Source organism: Tenacibaculum sp. 190130A14a, from assembly GCF_964048965.1.
Lineage (GTDB): Bacteria > Bacteroidota > Bacteroidia > Flavobacteriales > Flavobacteriaceae > Polaribacter > Polaribacter polynesiense.
Window position 1 is genome coordinate 346,386 of record NZ_OZ040189.1, and the last position, 15,412, is coordinate 361,797.

Sequence of the window (15,412 nt, forward strand, 5' to 3'; positions counted from 1 at the left end):
AAAAAGAGAAGCTATAATGGCAATAAGTTCTTTAGAAAAATCAATTGAGTATCTGTACGAGGTATTTTCTCCATATAAAGTTTCTGGAAATTTAAGAGAAAGAAGTTGTGAGTGTTGTGTTACAAATGAAGATATTACAAGATTATTATCTAAGTCATTACATGAGTTAGAAGTTAATGATATTAATAAATTTACTAGTAAGGCTGTTACAACCTTTGGAGATGAACAAGATTACAAACATTTTTTACCAAGGATACTTGAATTGGTTGCTATCTCTGAAGATTCACTTATAGATGATTTTTTAACTTTTGAAAAATTAAATTATCTAGAATGGGAAACATGGAATAACAAGGAAATAATAGCTGTTGATTTATTCTTTTATTACCAATTTGAAAACTCTTTGAAAAACGAAAATGTATCAATTGAATATTTTAATTCTTCTCTAGAATTGATTTGTAAGTATAAGAGTATAGATACAGTGATTAAAATATGGGAGTATAATTTTTCTATACTCTCTGTGAAATTTATTGTTAATTATGTTTTATTAGGTTCAATGATAGACCTATCTCAACATCAAAAAGAAATATTGGAAGAATGGTTTCATAGCGAGTACATTTTAAATCAGTTATCTAAACAGTTCTTTAAAGAGCATTTTAACGAAGAGTTTAAAGAAAGAATCTCCATAGTTTATACCATTTTGGAAAATAATAATAAACTTAATTCGTAAGTAGAGTGGTTGTTAGTAGTAAAAAAAATGAAAAAGAAATCGAGTATTTGGATACTATAGATTTTAAAGACGTTATCTATATAACAGAAGACAATGAAATCTATAGAAAGGAGCGTTTAGTTAAAGTGATAGGATTACCAGTATTAGTAGCTCCTATAGTTAAAATAGTTTCAAAAGAATTATTCATTTTAATAAATAAAAATGAAAGTAGAGAAAATAATTGCTGGCTTATCGATAATTACGGTAACATTGAAAAATCATTTTTTATTGATTGTCCTTTAGAACTTATTACTACTCAAAAATATATAATAGCCTCTTATAGTGATTCTATGATGGATATAGGGTCTGAGTTTGGAGATGCACAATTAGTTGTTTTTGATTACCAAGGAAATATTGTTTTTAAATACAATTCTGATAAAAATAAAAGTAGGATAGAATTTTTGGAGATTAAGTGTTTTTTAAAAAAAGACGAGTCTACTATTTTATTTATGTCCTATGGAAAAACAAAGTCAAAAAATGATTTTTCAATAGTATCGTTTAGCTTGATTGATTTTTCATCAAGAGAATTGTTTGAACTCTCTGATCTTAAAATAAAAAATGAAAAGCTTTATTTTACAGCTTTTATAGTAAAACATGATCAATGGTTTTTTCTTTGTCAACAAGATAGATATCATATTGTTGTTTACAGCCTAGGTCCTGGCGATAATTTGGAATTATACAAAAAAATAAGAGGTGTTGTTATAAAACCAATAATAGGATTGATTAATCAAGGGGTTCAAATCAAAGTTTGTACAGATATTAATATGAAAAAATCAGAATTGATCTCTATAAATATTTAGCTTTTATGCCTAAAAACAGAGGAAAAGAAGGAAAAGACAATAAGTTATTCGGACAAGCATTTATGCAGCGAAAAATGAAAGAAGCGGTAAATGATATGTCGTTTTTATTAGAAAGAGGTTATGGAGAATCGTCTTCTTGTGAGTTGGTAGGGAATCGATATAAGTTAAGCAAACGCCAACAACAAGCCATTAAAGGAATGGCAGCTGGAAATACTGCTGTTAAAAATAGAGAAGAGAAGCTACTTTTTAAGGAGAATCTTAAAAATAAGGAAATCATTATTGATGGATTTAATCAGGTTATTTTGCTAGAAAGTATGTTGTCGAGTGCGTATTTGTTTAAAGGAAAAGATACTGCATATAGAGATTTATCTTCTTTGCATGGAACCTATAAAAGTGTGAGTCAAACAAGCAAAGCTGTTGAAATGATAGGTGACTTACTACATCGTTTTGAAGTAGCTAAGGTAATTTGGTGTTTTGATAAACCGGTTTCTAATAGTGGGCGTATGAAAACAAAATTGTTAGCACTGGCTGAAGAAAAGCAATACAATTGGGAGGTTATTTTAGAGAATAATCCCGATAAAGTAATTGCTAATAGTAATTATGTAGCTATTACTTCTGATGCATGGATTTTAGATCGAGTTACAAACTGGTATAATTTAATGGATGATGTGATTCCGGAAGAATACCAGTTTTTAATTAGTTGTTAGGGAAGAAATTAAAAAATGGAAAAGGAAATTTTGTTTCATAAACTAGTTGAGGTACAAAACTATTTCAAACAGGAAAAAGAAAAGCATTATCTAGTTGCATGTAAAGAAGAACATTTAGAATGTTTTGCTGAAAGTTTAGTCAATAAAAGCAGTATTGTAGAATTAAATGCTCCTTATTTTGAAGAAGAAATAATTATTGATAGAAGCATATGTGTTGATTCGTTTTCTTTTTTAAACGAGAAAATGGAACTTTTGAAAACAGTTAAGCACTTTGAAAAAACAATGATCAATGATTTTTTGATTGTACTAGGACAAAGATTAACTTCTGCTACCATAAGAACAGAAGAAGGATTACCTCCTTTAGACCAAGAAGTGTTTAAGGTGAGTTTTAATTCCTATAACACTCAAATTAGTAAAGCCGTGAGAGCATTTGAAAAACATTCAGAAAGAACAAAAAATAGTTTTTGGGGAGTTATAAAGGGGAATCCTTGTGAAAAAGAAGAAAAAGTAAAGGAATTATTATGGCATATACTTCAACATAAAACTTGGTGGAATGTTTTTTATCATTACAAACATGAATTGATTTATGAAGTACGAATCTCGTCTGGACATGGAGCGAGATGGAAGAAAAATAATTTAGAATTTATTGGGTTTGTAGAGCCTTTTCTCAACTCTAAAACTTAATTTAAAATCAATCTAATAGAAAAAATCAAATAAAAATATCATATTTGCAATAGTTCATTGAAATGGCTTTCTAATTTTATGAGATATGTAAGACAATAGTGTTTTACATAATTTATAAAATGTAATTATTGTGAATTGGAAAATTCAAAAATTAAATAATGGAGAAATCATTATTTCAAAAGAGCCAGGTAATTCTATGTTACCTATTTTAAAATCAAAACAACCGGTAAAGTTAAAACCAATTAGTTGGGAAGAATGTGAGGTTGGAGATATTGTTTATTGTAAAGTTCGTGGAAACTGCTTTACACATCTTGTAAAAGGAAAAAACAATAAAAGAGGTTTGTTAATAGGAAATAACCATGGAAGAATTAATGGATGGACTAAAAATGTATATGGAATTGTAGTAGAAATATTACCAATGCCATAGGCATTTCAGAAAAGAAAGATAATAGAGAATATAGCTTCTCACACATTTTATAAATTATAATAAAAACAAAATATAACCTATGCGCATGCAATTAATACACATATCGGACGCTGAGAAGCGATTTTTATGTCGTTACCAATAGGTTATTGTAGTATAAAATCACTAAAAAGCGTCCAAGTTTAAAATTTGGACGTTTTTTTTATGAAAAATTTTCAGGCTGTTGAAAAAAGAGTTGCCCGTACTACATAACTAACTACCAGTAGGTTACTAATCTGAAGAAATTCGGACAGGAATTGTATACTTTAAATACAAGGTAAGTAACTGAAAATCAGAAAAATAAATTCAAAAAATATTTGTGTAGTTCAAAAATCCCTTTCATATTTGCATCGCAATTCAAGCAAAACAAGAGTACAGTTTTAACTACTATGTTTATAATTATCAGGGGAGTCTGGTTTTTATATAAGAAAAATAGAAAGTAAAGCTTAACACATTAAAACGAAGTAAACATGTTAAAATATCAATTAAACATTAGTACAGTAATAGAACCAGGTTCTTTTGTACACATGCTTCGCGATTTTCTTCATAAATAGAAATTACTATAACTTATATATGAGAAATCCGAAGCCTAATTAAAGTTTCGGATTTTTTTATGCCTTTTTAAATAGCCTAGTTTAAAATTCGAAACAATCATTCGACCTTAACCTTTATTGATAAGGTGTTTTATGTATGGGAAATTCCAATTGCTATATGCGATTGAATTTTACCAGTGGGAAAATAGTAGCCTAAATGAAAAAGTAATAAGTAGTAATAGTTGCTAAACATTAAGAGGCTTTACAAGAAAAAATAATCTAGTAAAGAACTTTTAAAAATGAAAAAGAATTGGAATATAAACAAGGTACAAAAAGAGGAAAGAAGTTTTTTAAACCTGGTAGATAAAAAATACCAAGAGTTTAATATGCCAACACGATACAAAGGAACAATTGACTCAATGCTTCAAGAGTTTTTTTCGAAAACTAGTAGAAAAAGACATGTATGGAAAAGAGAAGTTTTCAAAAGACTTTTGGTTCACTTGTATAATCAAAAATGTTATGGATTACTTAGAAACTATAATAGTGTAGAAGTTTTACATAATATAAGTTCTTTTGGTAATAGAATAGCAAGAACGATAGAAGATTGGGAGCGTAAAAGTTTACATAAAGAAGAGCAATTAAGATCATTAATAAGACACTGTTTTACCATATATGAAACACCTCGTTTTCTTGAAAGTTCATTTTTTGGAGCTGAGAAAAAATACATGCTTTGGTATGTGCAGTTAGGAAAAGGGAAAAGTGTTAAAGAGCTGAGTCAAATGCCAGTAAACTTAACGAGTAAAATGGCACATGAGTTTAGAAATGCTCCAGCATATTTTTTGGTAGATGAAGCTTTGAGATATGCACAAGCCATAGGTTATGGAGCATCAAGAGAAAAGGCAAAGATGATTTCATCTTCGAGGCTTTCAATTATTAGAGCAAATGAAGAAGTGTTTTGGGCTTCAGTAGTTCATTTTTTTGTTAGACAGGAAAATCTAAAAAAAGACGAGTTGGATCTTGTGATTGATTATATCACATTTAAATATAGAGAAGACAAATCATTTTCTATGAAAAATAGAACCTTAGATGCTCTTGTAAATAGTACTAGAGAATGGCATAGAACTGTTTATGAAAATGAAAAAGAAGAGGTTTTGTATTGGAAGTCATCTGGAATAAAGCCTTTATACGTTGAAGAAATTGAAAATGGTAAGAAGGTTATTTATAAAACAATCGAGTTATTAAATTCAATGCAATTATATGATGAAGGATTTGAAATGCAACATTGTGTTGGTGAATATGATCATGATTGTAAAGTTAAAAATTGCACCATTTTTTCATTGCAAAAAATAGTAGAAGGAGCATCAATAGAACGTTTGGCAACAATTGAAGTAAGGTTACCAGAATATGAAATAGCTCAAGCAAAAGCTAAGTTTAATGATGTGCCAGATAAAAAGTCTTTTGAATTGATTGATACATGGATTGATAATTCACAAGTCAAAGCAAGAAAAAAGATGGACTATGAAAGGCAGTACTATGTAAATGATGGAGTTGTAGAGAATATACAATCAAATTCAGAGAATCAAGGAGCAATAATAGCAGCTGTAAAAATCATCTTGTGGCTGTTATATATCCTAATGAAGATGGCTGCGACAAGTTAAAAAAGAGAGATGATAATGTAATTTATGTTATCATCTCTTCAAAAGAAAAATAAAAAGATGGGAAAGAAATTAAAAGGAAAAGACCTAATCAATTTAGGCTTTCCAAAGAATAATAGCATAAACATCGCCTTAGGGCAAATTAACCGATATAGAAAAAAGGAAAAGAAAGAACGCATTTTAGAAGAAGCAAAAGACGTATTGCTTCATCCAGAAAAATATCAAGGAAATGCGATTTGGGGGAAAGTTGCAGAAGGTTTAACCAAACCAGTAGAAGTTAAAAAGCATCAATTGCGAAATACAAGAGCTCCATTTTCAATTTATGGAGAAAACGAAATTGATGAACAAGCAAAGTATCAGTTATACGATGCTTTAAAATTACCCATAGCCGTGCAAGGAGCTTTAATGCCCGATGCACATTCAGGGTACGGTTTGCCTATAGGCGGTGTATTAGCTACCGAAAATGCTGTAATTCCATACGGAGTGGGATTAGACATTGGTTGTAGAATGGCATTAAGCATATTTCCGATGAAGGCCTCTTATTTAAAAGGGAAGCAACATCAAATGGAAAACATATTAAAAGAGCACACCAAATTTGGAATGTATGAAACCCATGCTAAAAAACAAGATCATGAAATATTCGAGCGTAGAGAGTTTCAAGACATTCCTTTGGTGAAGAAGTTAAAGATGAAAGCATATAATCAACTAGGAACTTCGGGTGGTGGAAATCATTTTGTAGAATTCGGAATTGTAAACATCTCTGATGAAAACAATGAATTCAATGTTCCAGTTGGTGAATATGTTGGACTATTAACGCACAGTGGCTCGAGAGCTTTGGGAGCAAACATTGCTAAACACTATACTTATTTAGCAAGTAAGCAATGTCCGCTTCCCAAAAATGTACAACATTTAGCATGGTTGGATATGGATACACATGACGGACAAGAGTATTGGCTAGCTATGAACTTAGCTGGAGATTATGCAAAGGCATGTCATGATAATATTCATAAACGAATTGCAAAATTGTTAGGTATAAAACCATTAACAATGATTGAGAATCACCACAATTTTGCATGGAAAGAGAAGGTAAATGGAGAGGAACGTATTGTACACAGAAAGGGAGCAACACCTGCTAATAAAGGAGCATTAGGAATTATTCCAGGATCTATGACTGCGCCAGGATATATTGTTCGTGGTTTAGGAAATCAAGAAAGTTTACAATCAGCGTCACATGGAGCAGGGAGAAAACATTCTCGAAGAAAATGTAAAGAGAAATTTACCAAAAGCGATATCAAACATCAATTAAAGATGAATGGAGTAAGCTTAATTGGAGGAGGAGTAGACGAAGCACCTATGGCCTATAAGAACATTAAAAAAGTAATGGGAAATCAGCAAGAGTTGGTTGAGGTAGTAGGAACTTTTACTCCAAAGATTGTAAGAATGGATAAGTAGTATTCAAAGATTAAATGTGAATTAGAAATCGTCATTACGATGAGCAAAACTTTGTGAAGCGAAGAAGTAACCTGTTTATCAAATAGGGGATTACTTCCTTCCACTCACAATGATAACAGTAAAAAAAAGAAAAAGTTATGGGAGCAAATCATAATATAAAAAGATATGGAGAGGTATGGCCAGATTATAAAATAGAGTTTGGTCTTAAAATTTTAGAAAAATTAAAACAATGGATTGTAGTTTCAGGAGGTTGGGCCTGGCATTTTATGTCAGAAATGAACCACAAAGAGTTCAAACATGCACATGACCATAAGGACATAGACATTTTTGTGAATCCGAAAAATGTAGGAATTGTAATGCAAATTTTACTGGAGGATGGATTCGAAAAAGTTTGGACTAGATATGACCATATGCCGAGCAACGAAAATTTTAGACGCTATGAAAAAAAAGAATGGTTACCAACAGGAAAAGAAGTCAGAGTAACGATTGATTTTTTCGAATCCAAAACAATCGAAAGTGTTGAGGTAAATGGTTGGAATGTGGTTGAACCAAAGACCTTGTTAGGTTTTTATGCAAACATTCATACAAGTGATAAATGTTGGGCAGTAAAATCGGCTATTAAGCTTTTAGAAAAGGGAGAAAACCTGATTGGAAATCCATTGTTGTCAAAAATCCCGTTGATGGGAATAACATAAAAAATGGAAACAAAAGTAATTCAGTTTACCGCAGGTCGTGGTCCTGCTGAATGTACTTGGGTAGTAGCAAAAGTTTTAAAGGTTTTTATAAAAAATGCTATAGAGAATAAAATTAGCTATGAAGTTCTTTACAAAGAACAAGGAGTTGAAAATGGAACGGTGCAATCCGTTTCCATTCAACTCAAGGGAAAAGAATTATCGGCATTTTTAAAAAACTGGTTAGGCACTATTCAATGGATTGGAAAATCGACATTTAGAAAATACCACAAACGTAAAAATTGGTTTATAGGCTGTTTTGAATTGGAATGCACAAGTGAATTAACACTTGCTGAAAAAGACATCGAATTTCAAGCGATTAGAAGTTCAGGTCCAGGCGGACAACATGCAAACAAGGTAAGTTCTGCAATTAGAGCAAAACATCGTTTAACAGGAGTTCAAGTATTGGTTTCAGAAAGTCGTTCGCAACATCAAAACAAAAAAATAGCCATTCAACGTTTAAAGAATTTGGTTGTTGTATATCATATTGAACAATTAAAAAATGCGGTTAGGCAAGAGTGGGAAAACCATTTGAATTTAGAAAGAGGAAACCCAATTCAAGTATTTAAAGGAACCGATTTTAAACATCAGAAAAAGAAAAAAATACCCTATAAATCTAAACGAAATCAATTGAAGAAAGATTTACGTAAAGAATTAGAATAACAAAGAACTCGTCATTACGATGAACGAAACAAAGAAAGATGAAAACATTAGCAAACAATTACATATTTAAAGCATTAGATGCTTTTCCATATGATTTAGAAGAAGCTATGGAAGCTTTGACGTATGCATTGGCATATGAAGAAAAAAATGTGATGGCTTTGTGTTTAATGGGACGCATATATGCAGAACATTTATGTGATTTTGAACAAGCGAAACAATATTATACGGAAGCCTTAGCCGAAAACATCAATGCGTTTCATGTATATCCAAATTATATCAATGTCTTATTATGGAATGAAGATCACAATGAAGCAGAGCGATTAATCGATTTTGCATTGACCTTAAAAGGAGCCGATAAAGGAGTGTTGCATGTTGCAAAGGCACAATTGTATGAGCAAAAAGAAAGCTATAAAAAAGCATTAAAGTTTTTAAAGGAAGCAAAGAAGTATACCTATAATGAAAGTTATATGTATACGATTAAAGAGCATATTTCAAGAGTAGAAGACAAGATTCCTAAGAAAAAGAAGCAAAAAAGTAAAAAAAAGGAGAACAAGAAATGCTATGGCTAGAAATAATAAATTGGGTAGTGAATATACCAAGATGAAAAGGAGAGAATTTCGAGTAAAATGTAAAAGAATCTTAAGGTTAAGAAAGAAGGGGATTTTTATAGAATTTCCTTTGTATAGGAAAACAATGAATTGGGATTGGTAATTCTATACAAAAACTCCAAGAGGGAAAATTGCTAAAAAAAGCCTCATTATAACAAGGCGTATAATGAGGCATTCATAAAAGCTCTTTGAATAGAAAAAATGAAAAAAAATGAATAAGAATAAAATAATTGTAATAGATATAGAAGCTACTTGTTGGGATGGAAAAATTCCACCAGGGCAAGTAAGTGAAATTATAGAATTTGGTATTTGTGTTTTAGATACTGAATCTGGAGAAATAGAAAAGAATAAAGGAATTTTAGTAAAACCAGAACGCTCTGAAGTAAGTTCATTTTGTACAGAGCTTACTACAATAACTCAAGACTTACTAGATAAAGAAGGTGTTTCATTTGAAGAAGCCTGTAATCAATTACGAAAAACATACAATTCAAAAGAATATGTTTGGGCGAGCTATGGTTTATATGATTTGAAAATGATTAAAAACCAATGTAACATCAGAAACATTGAGTACCCTTTATCACAAGAACATATAAATGTAAAAGAGTTGTTTAGAGAAGTAAAAGGAATGTCTAGAAAAGTAGGAATGAAAGGGGCTTTAGCTATACTAAATATACCTTTAGAAGGAACACACCATAGAGGTGTAGATGATGCAAAAAATATTGCAAAGGTTTTGCATTGGAGCTTAAAAAACAAAAAGGAAGCTGAACGTATTTAAAAATTGATTACTATTGTACTCACAAATGAAATTAGATTTTATACATATCAGTAAACAATTAGAACTTTGTTCGTATGGAACTTGCCCGGATATTGGCAAGACGGATGCTATGTATACTAATTTCAAGAATTATAATCGGTAGAAATTGATAAAAAGAGATACAAATACAAGCGTCCAATGTAAATTGGACGCTTTTTTTATGAAAAAAATTAAAAGGAAAAATGTTAGACTAATAAGATTTAAAATAAAGAGCTAAAACTGAAAACAATTGAGAGACAGACATTTGTAAATAGGAACTAAATTCGTTTAAATACGAACAGGAAATCTATTGTTTTAAAACAAATATAACTAATTGATAATCAGTAAAATAAATTAAATTTTTCCTTGTGTAATTAAAAAATAGCATTCATATTTGCAACGTCAAAACGAATTAAAAAGAATCGTATAAACAATATAAAATGAAACAGTATTTACAACATAGTATAACCTATCATAGTCAATTTCGTTCGCCGAAAAATGATCTACTATTATGTGGAGGAGACGCTGGGTTCATTTATAAAAAGGAGATAGATGATGGAAATATAAATTAAGTATTTCTTCATTTAAAAAGCATTAAAGCATCTCCTTGTACGAGATGCTTTTTTTATGCGATAAAACTAGGATGGACAAGCCAATTTGGTGGTGGCCACAGTTTTGAAAACTGTTCGGAGTTAACGACTCGTGTGGGTTCGAATCCCACTCCTTCCGCAAAAAAAGACAAGGTGGCTGAAAGGTTAAGGCAGCGGACTGCAACTCCGTTTTTTATGAGTTCGAATCTCATCCTTGTCTCAATGATTGAAGTAATTCAAACTTGTTTGAGAATTACGGAAATCCACTTTGTGGCTAGATGAGAACGCGCAGCACTCTCATCCTTGTCTCAATGATTGAAGCAATTCAAACTTGTTTGAGAATTGCGGAAATCCACTTTGTGGCTAGATGAGAACGCGCAGCAATCTCATCCTTGTCTCAATGATCTTTGAAATAAAAAAATATATCGTCATTCCGAAGGAGGAACGACTGAAGGAATCTCCTAACAGTAAAAGAGATCACTTCATTTCATTCGTAATGACATAATAAGGAAGTGTTGAGCAATTGGTTGGCTCGCTAGACTGTAAATCTAGTCTTTTTTAAGCGTGTAGGTTCGAGTCCTACCACTTCCACAAAAATGCTCCGCTGGCCAAAATGGTAAAGGCATCACGTTTAAGCCGTGTGATTTCTTGGTTCGAATCCAAGGTGGAGTACAAAATGGTTCATTGGGGTAATGGCTAGCCTTCCCGACTGTCTCTCGGGAGATACGAGTTCGATTCTCGTATGAACCGCTTTTACTGGGAAGATAACGATTGGTTGTTTACCTGCTTTGGATGCAGGAGGTTGTAGGTTCGAGTCCTGCTTCCCAGACAAAACCTAGAAAGGTGTGTGTTCACGGTGACTAAGGGGCATACGAATAGTTCATAGTTGTAAAAAGAAAAAGTAACCCCTAAAGTCACCAAAATTGAGGTATAACTCAGCTGGTAGAGTACCGTGCTTTTAACACGGGAGTCTTGGGTTCAAATCCCAATGCCTCAACAAATAGCAGGAATGACGGAACGGTATACGTGTCTGATTTAGAATCAGAATTTTGAGAGTTCGAATCTCTCTTCCTGTACAAAGAAACCCGTGATGTAATGGTTAGCATACAAGACTTTGACTCTTGTTGTATAGGTTCGACTCCTATCGGGTTTACAAATGGTGGCTTTAGTTTATTTGGTAAAACATTTCGTTGTGGTTGAAAAGAACAGGGTTCGATTCCCGAAGTCACCCTAAAAAGTAGTAATAAAAATAGAAAAAGAAGAAATAGTGGAACAAAAATGGAGAAATTTTAGTGGAAAAGTATTTGATGAATCTATTCTAAACGTGCTTGAAAAAGCAATTGTAAAGGAAAAGAAAGAAGGATATCGTTTAAAGGTTTGTGTTGGGTCAGATTCTCAAGCTTATAAATCGCATATTGAATATGCAACAGCAATTGTTGTATTGAGAGAAGGTAAAGGAGGCTTTATGTTTGTTAGAAACACAAAGGGAACCAAACAAATATCTATCAAAGAACGAATGCTTAAAGAGGTAACAATGTCTGTAAACATTGCCTATGCAATTTGCGATATGTTAGACAAGCATAATGTTGCCCTAGAGGTTCATGCAGATATTAATACAGATCCGAAGTTTCAATCGAGTGTTGCCTTGAAAGATGCTATGGGTTACATTTTAGGAATGGGGTTTGAATTTAAAGCGAAACCTTACGCATTTGCAAGTTCATCTTGTGCCGATAGAGTAGTATAATCGTAAATTTTTAAAATAAAATTGCACTACGCAAAAAGGCTACGTTAGACCTTCTAGAAATGAAATTTTGATTCTAATTATGCTTACTATTGGTTTAATGAAGAAAAAGAAAAGCCTTTTTATTTGTTAATTATGAAAAGGCTTTTTTTAGAGTTAAATAGTTGTTTTGTGCCAACCGAAAGGTTTGAAAGGTTCATCGACAAGTGTTGTAGTTATTTATAGTTTTTATACGTTGGTCTAATCATTGAGAGTGTTTTTTACTTCTACCTGAATAAATACATTATCCTTAACAAAAAAGTACTTGCATTTAGTTCCGAAATTCTTCCTTAAATAATTTTCAAACATAGCATCGTGTAGATTATGATTTTTATAAGCTTTGGATTCTGTAAGTAATTTCTTAAGACTTTGAGGTTTTAATTTAGCTTTTAAATCCTTAAACACCGCCTTTTGCTTAAAATACATATAATTTAAAGGTTTCTTTTTTTCTGAAACACAATAACGAATATCTGCATCGTTTTGTAATTGCTTTTTAATTAATAACTTTTCATTATACTTAATAAGCAATGTATCAACGTTACCGTTAATATATGGTACTTCTTCTGAAAAACATATTATTGAATCAACTACAGCCATTTCAATAAACTCATTACCTTTTACGAGGAAATAAGTACTGTATTTATGTTCATCAAAATACCTAAATAGTTTAGCCGCAATATAATCGTTATTAATTTTAGCCTCTTTATATATTTCTTCAAAAGTTTTTATAGTTGATGAGGTAGTTAAATCCCTAAATGTTTTTCTTTTTTCAAAGTGAATTGATCGTTCTTTGCTTCTTTGATTTACAAAGACATAATTATAAATAGTTTTATTATCGGGGTCAATGCGTCCTTTTAAAAGCGTTTCATCATACTTAATAAATAAAGTATCGTTTTTTCTTTCTTGGCTTTGTACCTTAACAAAGAGTAATACTAATAATATAAATAAGATTTTTTTCATATTCGTTCAATTTTTAAATACAAGTTTACACCATTTAAACTTTAAATTGGCAGGTGATTCACTTATATAAAGTAATCGAAACACTTACTTTTATGTTAATAGTTCATACTTAATTGTATACGTTTTCGAGCTAAATCTACTTCTAAAACTTTTACTTGTACATGCTGATGCAAGCTTACATGCTCATTGACATCTTTTACAAAAGTATCAGCCAAATTAGACACATGTACCAGTCCACTTTCTTTGATTCCTATATCTACAAAACAACCAAAGTTGGTAATGTTGTTTACAATTCCAGGAAGAATCATTCCTGTTCTTACATCATCAATAGTTTTTATATGCTCATTAAAGCTAAAAGCTTTTGCTTTTTCTCTAGGGTCTAATCCTGGCTTTTCTAATTCCTTAACAATGTCTTGTAAGGTTGGTAAACCATAAGAATCGGTTACATATTGTTGTAGCTTGATTTGATTTAAAACAGCTGAATTTCCGATTAACCCATCAACCTTAGTATTTAAGTCTTTGGCAATTTGTTTTACCAAGCTATAACGTTCTGGGTGTACTGCAGAGTCATCTAATATATTATCTCCGTTTTTTATACGTAAAAAACCAGCCGATTGTTCAAAAGCTTTTCCTCCTAATCGAGGTACTTTTTTAATAGCAGTTCTATTGGTAAATGCACCATTTTCATTTCGATAGTTTACAATATTCTCTGCTAGTTTTGGCCCAATACCCGATACATAACTCAATAAAGAAGCACTAGCGGTATTGATGTTAACCCCCACTTTGTTTACACAATGTGCTACAACAGTATCTAATGATTTCTTTAAGCTAGATTGCTCTACATCGTGTTGGTATTGTCCAACTCCAATCGATTTTGCATCTATTTTCACCAATTCTGCCAAAGGATCTGCTAATCTACGTCCGATAGATACCGCTCCACGAACCGTTACATCGTAATTAGGAAATTCGTCACGAGCAATTTTAGAGGCAGAATAAATGGAAGCACCTGCTTCACTCACGACAAAAACTTCTATTGCATTTTTAAAATGAATTCGTTTGATTAGTTGTTCGGTTTCTCTAGAAGCTGTTCCATTTCCGATAGCAATGGCTTCAATTTTATAAGCATCTGCTAAAGAACTAATTTTCTTTATAGCTTCTGTAGATTGATGTTGAGGTGCGTGCGGAAAGATTGTTTCGTTGTGCAATAAATCTCCTTGTTCATTTAAACATACTACTTTACATCCCGTTCTAAATCCAGGGTCAATAGCTAGAACTCGTTTTTCACCTAATGGAGCACCTAACAATAACTGCTGTAAATTTTTAGCAAATACTTTAATAGCACTTTCATCTGCTTTTTCTTTAGCAATATTAAGTGCCTCTGTACTTAAAGAAGGTAATAACAAACGTTTATAAGCATCGGCAATGGCTAATTCAATTTGATCGGCACATTCGTTATGAGAGCGGATAATTCGATCTTCCATTTTTTGCAAGGCACGTTCGTTATCGATTTCAATTTTTACACGAATAAACCCTTCTTTTTCGGCACGTAAAATGGCTAATAAGCGATGTGATGGAATGCGACTTAAGTTCTCTTCCCAATCGAAATAATCTTTGAATTTTTGAGCTTCATGCTCGTCTTTTTTTGTTTTAACCACTTTGGTAGCAATGGTTGCAAAACGTTCTAATTGATAACGAATATTATTTCTAATATCAGTTCGTTCATTAATCCATTCAGCAATAATATGTCGTGCACCTTCCAAGGCTTTTTCTTCAGACTCAACTTCGTTGTTCATGTATTTAGAGGCAGTGTATTCTAAATCATTTACACGTTGACTCATAATCATTTTAGCCAAAGGTTCTAATCCATTTTTACGAGCAGTTTCTGCTTTGGTTTTACGTTTCTTCTTATAAGGAAGGTAAATGTCTTCTAGGGTGGTAAGGTCTTCTACTTTTTCTATTTTTTCTTTTAATTCTTTGGTTAAAAGACCTTGTTCTTCGATGGTTTTTAAAATAGCAACTTTTCTTTTTTCAAGTGCTTCAAATTGCTCTTTTAATTGTACAATTTGACCAATTTCTACTTCGTCTAAATTTCCTGTTTTTTCTTTACGATAACGGGCAATAAAAGGAACCGTACAATCTTCATTTAATAATTCAATGGTATTTTGAATTGATTTTTGAGTGATTTGTGTACGGGAAGTGATATAGGATATTAGTTGCATTTTAGATT

At 31.7% G+C, this 15,412-nt stretch carries 15 protein-coding genes and 10 tRNA genes; 23 read left to right on the plus strand and 2 right to left on the minus strand.

The annotated features are described in order from the left end of the window. The first annotated feature begins 16 nt into the window (after positions 1-16). From ABNT22_RS01665 to ABNT22_RS01775, 23 genes are all read left to right on the plus strand, one after another. Entirely contained in the window at positions 17-727 is a 711-nt protein-coding gene (locus ABNT22_RS01665; RefSeq protein ID WP_348715792.1) for a hypothetical protein, read from the plus strand. Between the two features lie 47 nt (positions 728-774). Further along, positions 775-1,566, plus strand: coding sequence for a hypothetical protein (locus ABNT22_RS01670; protein ID WP_348715795.1), 792 nt, complete (start codon positions 775-777; stop codon positions 1,564-1,566). A 5-nt stretch (positions 1,567-1,571) separates the two neighbouring features. Beyond that, positions 1,572-2,273 (plus strand): DUF434 domain-containing protein, encoded by a 702-nt coding sequence (locus ABNT22_RS01675; RefSeq protein ID WP_348715797.1) that lies wholly within the window; start codon positions 1,572-1,574, stop codon positions 2,271-2,273. Positions 2,274-2,288: 15 nt separating this feature from the next. Then, on the plus strand, positions 2,289-2,957 hold the full coding sequence (locus ABNT22_RS01680) for a hypothetical protein (protein WP_348715799.1): 669 nt from the start codon (positions 2,289-2,291) through the stop codon (positions 2,955-2,957). 130 nt (positions 2,958-3,087) lie between these two features. Further along, positions 3,088-3,384, plus strand: coding sequence for a S26 family signal peptidase (locus ABNT22_RS01685; protein ID WP_348715800.1), 297 nt, complete (start codon positions 3,088-3,090; stop codon positions 3,382-3,384). An 868-nt stretch (positions 3,385-4,252) separates the two neighbouring features. Then, positions 4,253-5,611: a PcfJ domain-containing protein gene (locus tag ABNT22_RS01690; protein ID WP_348715803.1), complete on the plus strand. Its 1,359-nt coding sequence runs from the start codon at positions 4,253-4,255 to the stop codon at positions 5,609-5,611. 57 nt (positions 5,612-5,668) lie between these two features. Next, positions 5,669-7,060: an RtcB family protein gene (locus ABNT22_RS01695; RefSeq protein ID WP_348715805.1), complete on the plus strand. Its 1,392-nt coding sequence runs from the start codon at positions 5,669-5,671 to the stop codon at positions 7,058-7,060. A 137-nt stretch (positions 7,061-7,197) separates the two neighbouring features. Further along, positions 7,198-7,755: a hypothetical protein gene (locus tag ABNT22_RS01700; RefSeq protein WP_348715807.1), complete on the plus strand. Its 558-nt coding sequence runs from the start codon at positions 7,198-7,200 to the stop codon at positions 7,753-7,755. A gap of 3 nt (positions 7,756-7,758) precedes the next feature. Continuing rightward, entirely contained in the window at positions 7,759-8,454 is a 696-nt protein-coding gene (gene prfH / locus ABNT22_RS01705) for a peptide chain release factor H (protein WP_348715809.1), read from the plus strand. Positions 8,455-8,492: 38 nt separating this feature from the next. Beyond that, positions 8,493-9,023 (plus strand): hypothetical protein, encoded by a 531-nt coding sequence (locus tag ABNT22_RS01710; protein ID WP_348715810.1) that lies wholly within the window; start codon positions 8,493-8,495, stop codon positions 9,021-9,023. A gap of 250 nt (positions 9,024-9,273) precedes the next feature. Further along, positions 9,274-9,837: a 3'-5' exonuclease gene (locus ABNT22_RS01715; protein ID WP_348715812.1), complete on the plus strand. Its 564-nt coding sequence runs from the start codon at positions 9,274-9,276 to the stop codon at positions 9,835-9,837. Between the two features lie 458 nt (positions 9,838-10,295). After that, positions 10,296-10,427, plus strand: coding sequence for a hypothetical protein (locus ABNT22_RS01720; RefSeq protein WP_348715814.1), 132 nt, complete (start codon positions 10,296-10,298; stop codon positions 10,425-10,427). 69 nt (positions 10,428-10,496) lie between these two features. Further along, a tRNA-Ser gene (locus tag ABNT22_RS01725) sits at positions 10,497-10,584 on the plus strand. 8 nt (positions 10,585-10,592) lie between these two features. After that, a tRNA-Cys gene (locus ABNT22_RS01730) sits at positions 10,593-10,665 on the plus strand. A gap of 288 nt (positions 10,666-10,953) precedes the next feature. After that, a tRNA-Tyr gene (locus ABNT22_RS01735) sits at positions 10,954-11,036 on the plus strand. Between the two features lie 7 nt (positions 11,037-11,043). Further along, positions 11,044-11,117 (plus strand) — tRNA-Leu (locus ABNT22_RS01740). A 6-nt stretch (positions 11,118-11,123) separates the two neighbouring features. Further along, positions 11,124-11,195, plus strand: a tRNA-Asp gene (locus tag ABNT22_RS01745). Between the two features lie 6 nt (positions 11,196-11,201). After that, positions 11,202-11,274: transfer RNA gene (locus ABNT22_RS01750), tRNA-Pro, on the plus strand. A gap of 95 nt (positions 11,275-11,369) precedes the next feature. Further along, positions 11,370-11,442 (plus strand) — tRNA-Lys (locus ABNT22_RS01755). A gap of 6 nt (positions 11,443-11,448) precedes the next feature. Continuing rightward, positions 11,449-11,521: transfer RNA gene (locus tag ABNT22_RS01760), tRNA-Leu, on the plus strand. A gap of 5 nt (positions 11,522-11,526) precedes the next feature. Beyond that, positions 11,527-11,598, plus strand: a tRNA-Gln gene (locus ABNT22_RS01765). 6 nt (positions 11,599-11,604) lie between these two features. Further along, positions 11,605-11,675 (plus strand) — tRNA-His (locus ABNT22_RS01770). A gap of 37 nt (positions 11,676-11,712) precedes the next feature. Continuing rightward, complete coding sequence (locus tag ABNT22_RS01775) at positions 11,713-12,189, plus strand: ribonuclease H-like YkuK family protein (protein ID WP_348715817.1); 477 nt, start codon at positions 11,713-11,715, stop codon at positions 12,187-12,189. A 237-nt stretch (positions 12,190-12,426) separates the two neighbouring features. Here ABNT22_RS01775 and ABNT22_RS01780 read toward each other — a convergent pair whose 3' ends face one another. Both ABNT22_RS01780 and ABNT22_RS01785 read right to left on the minus strand, forming a co-directional pair. After that, positions 12,427-13,185 carry a hypothetical protein gene (locus tag ABNT22_RS01780; RefSeq protein WP_348715819.1) on the minus strand — a complete coding sequence of 253 codons (759 nt, stop codon included), beginning with the start codon at positions 13,183-13,185 and terminating at the stop codon, positions 12,427-12,429. Between the two features lie 95 nt (positions 13,186-13,280). Further along, a complete protein-coding gene (locus tag ABNT22_RS01785; RefSeq protein WP_348715822.1) occupies positions 13,281-15,404 on the minus strand; it encodes a Tex family protein in 2,124 nt (707 codons plus the stop codon). Positions 15,405-15,412: the final 8 nt, after the last annotated feature.

Excerpts from the sequence above, each read along its gene's own strand:
- ABNT22_RS01665 (WP_348715792.1), top strand. The coding sequence starts at position 17 with ATGGCAATAAGTTCTTTAGAAAAATCAATTGAGTATCTGTACGAGGTA.
- ABNT22_RS01675 (WP_348715797.1), top strand. The coding sequence starts at position 1,572 with ATGCCTAAAAACAGAGGAAAAGAAGGAAAAGACAATAAGTTATTCGGA.
- ABNT22_RS01680 (WP_348715799.1), top strand. The coding sequence starts at position 2,289 with ATGGAAAAGGAAATTTTGTTTCATAAACTAGTTGAGGTACAAAACTAT.
- ABNT22_RS01690 (WP_348715803.1), top strand. The coding sequence starts at position 4,253 with ATGAAAAAGAATTGGAATATAAACAAGGTACAAAAAGAGGAAAGAAGT.
- ABNT22_RS01695 (WP_348715805.1), top strand. The coding sequence starts at position 5,669 with ATGGGAAAGAAATTAAAAGGAAAAGACCTAATCAATTTAGGCTTTCCA.
- ABNT22_RS01700 (WP_348715807.1), top strand. The coding sequence starts at position 7,198 with ATGGGAGCAAATCATAATATAAAAAGATATGGAGAGGTATGGCCAGAT.
- prfH (WP_348715809.1), top strand. The coding sequence starts at position 7,759 with ATGGAAACAAAAGTAATTCAGTTTACCGCAGGTCGTGGTCCTGCTGAA.
- ABNT22_RS01710 (WP_348715810.1), top strand. The coding sequence starts at position 8,493 with ATGAAAACATTAGCAAACAATTACATATTTAAAGCATTAGATGCTTTT.
- ABNT22_RS01715 (WP_348715812.1), top strand. The coding sequence starts at position 9,274 with ATGAATAAGAATAAAATAATTGTAATAGATATAGAAGCTACTTGTTGG.
- ABNT22_RS01720 (WP_348715814.1), top strand. The coding sequence starts at position 10,296 with ATGAAACAGTATTTACAACATAGTATAACCTATCATAGTCAATTTCGT.
- ABNT22_RS01780 (WP_348715819.1), bottom strand. The coding sequence starts at position 13,185 with ATGAAAAAAATCTTATTTATATTATTAGTATTACTCTTTGTTAAGGTA.
- ABNT22_RS01785 (WP_348715822.1), bottom strand. The coding sequence starts at position 15,404 with ATGCAACTAATATCCTATATCACTTCCCGTACACAAATCACTCAAAAA.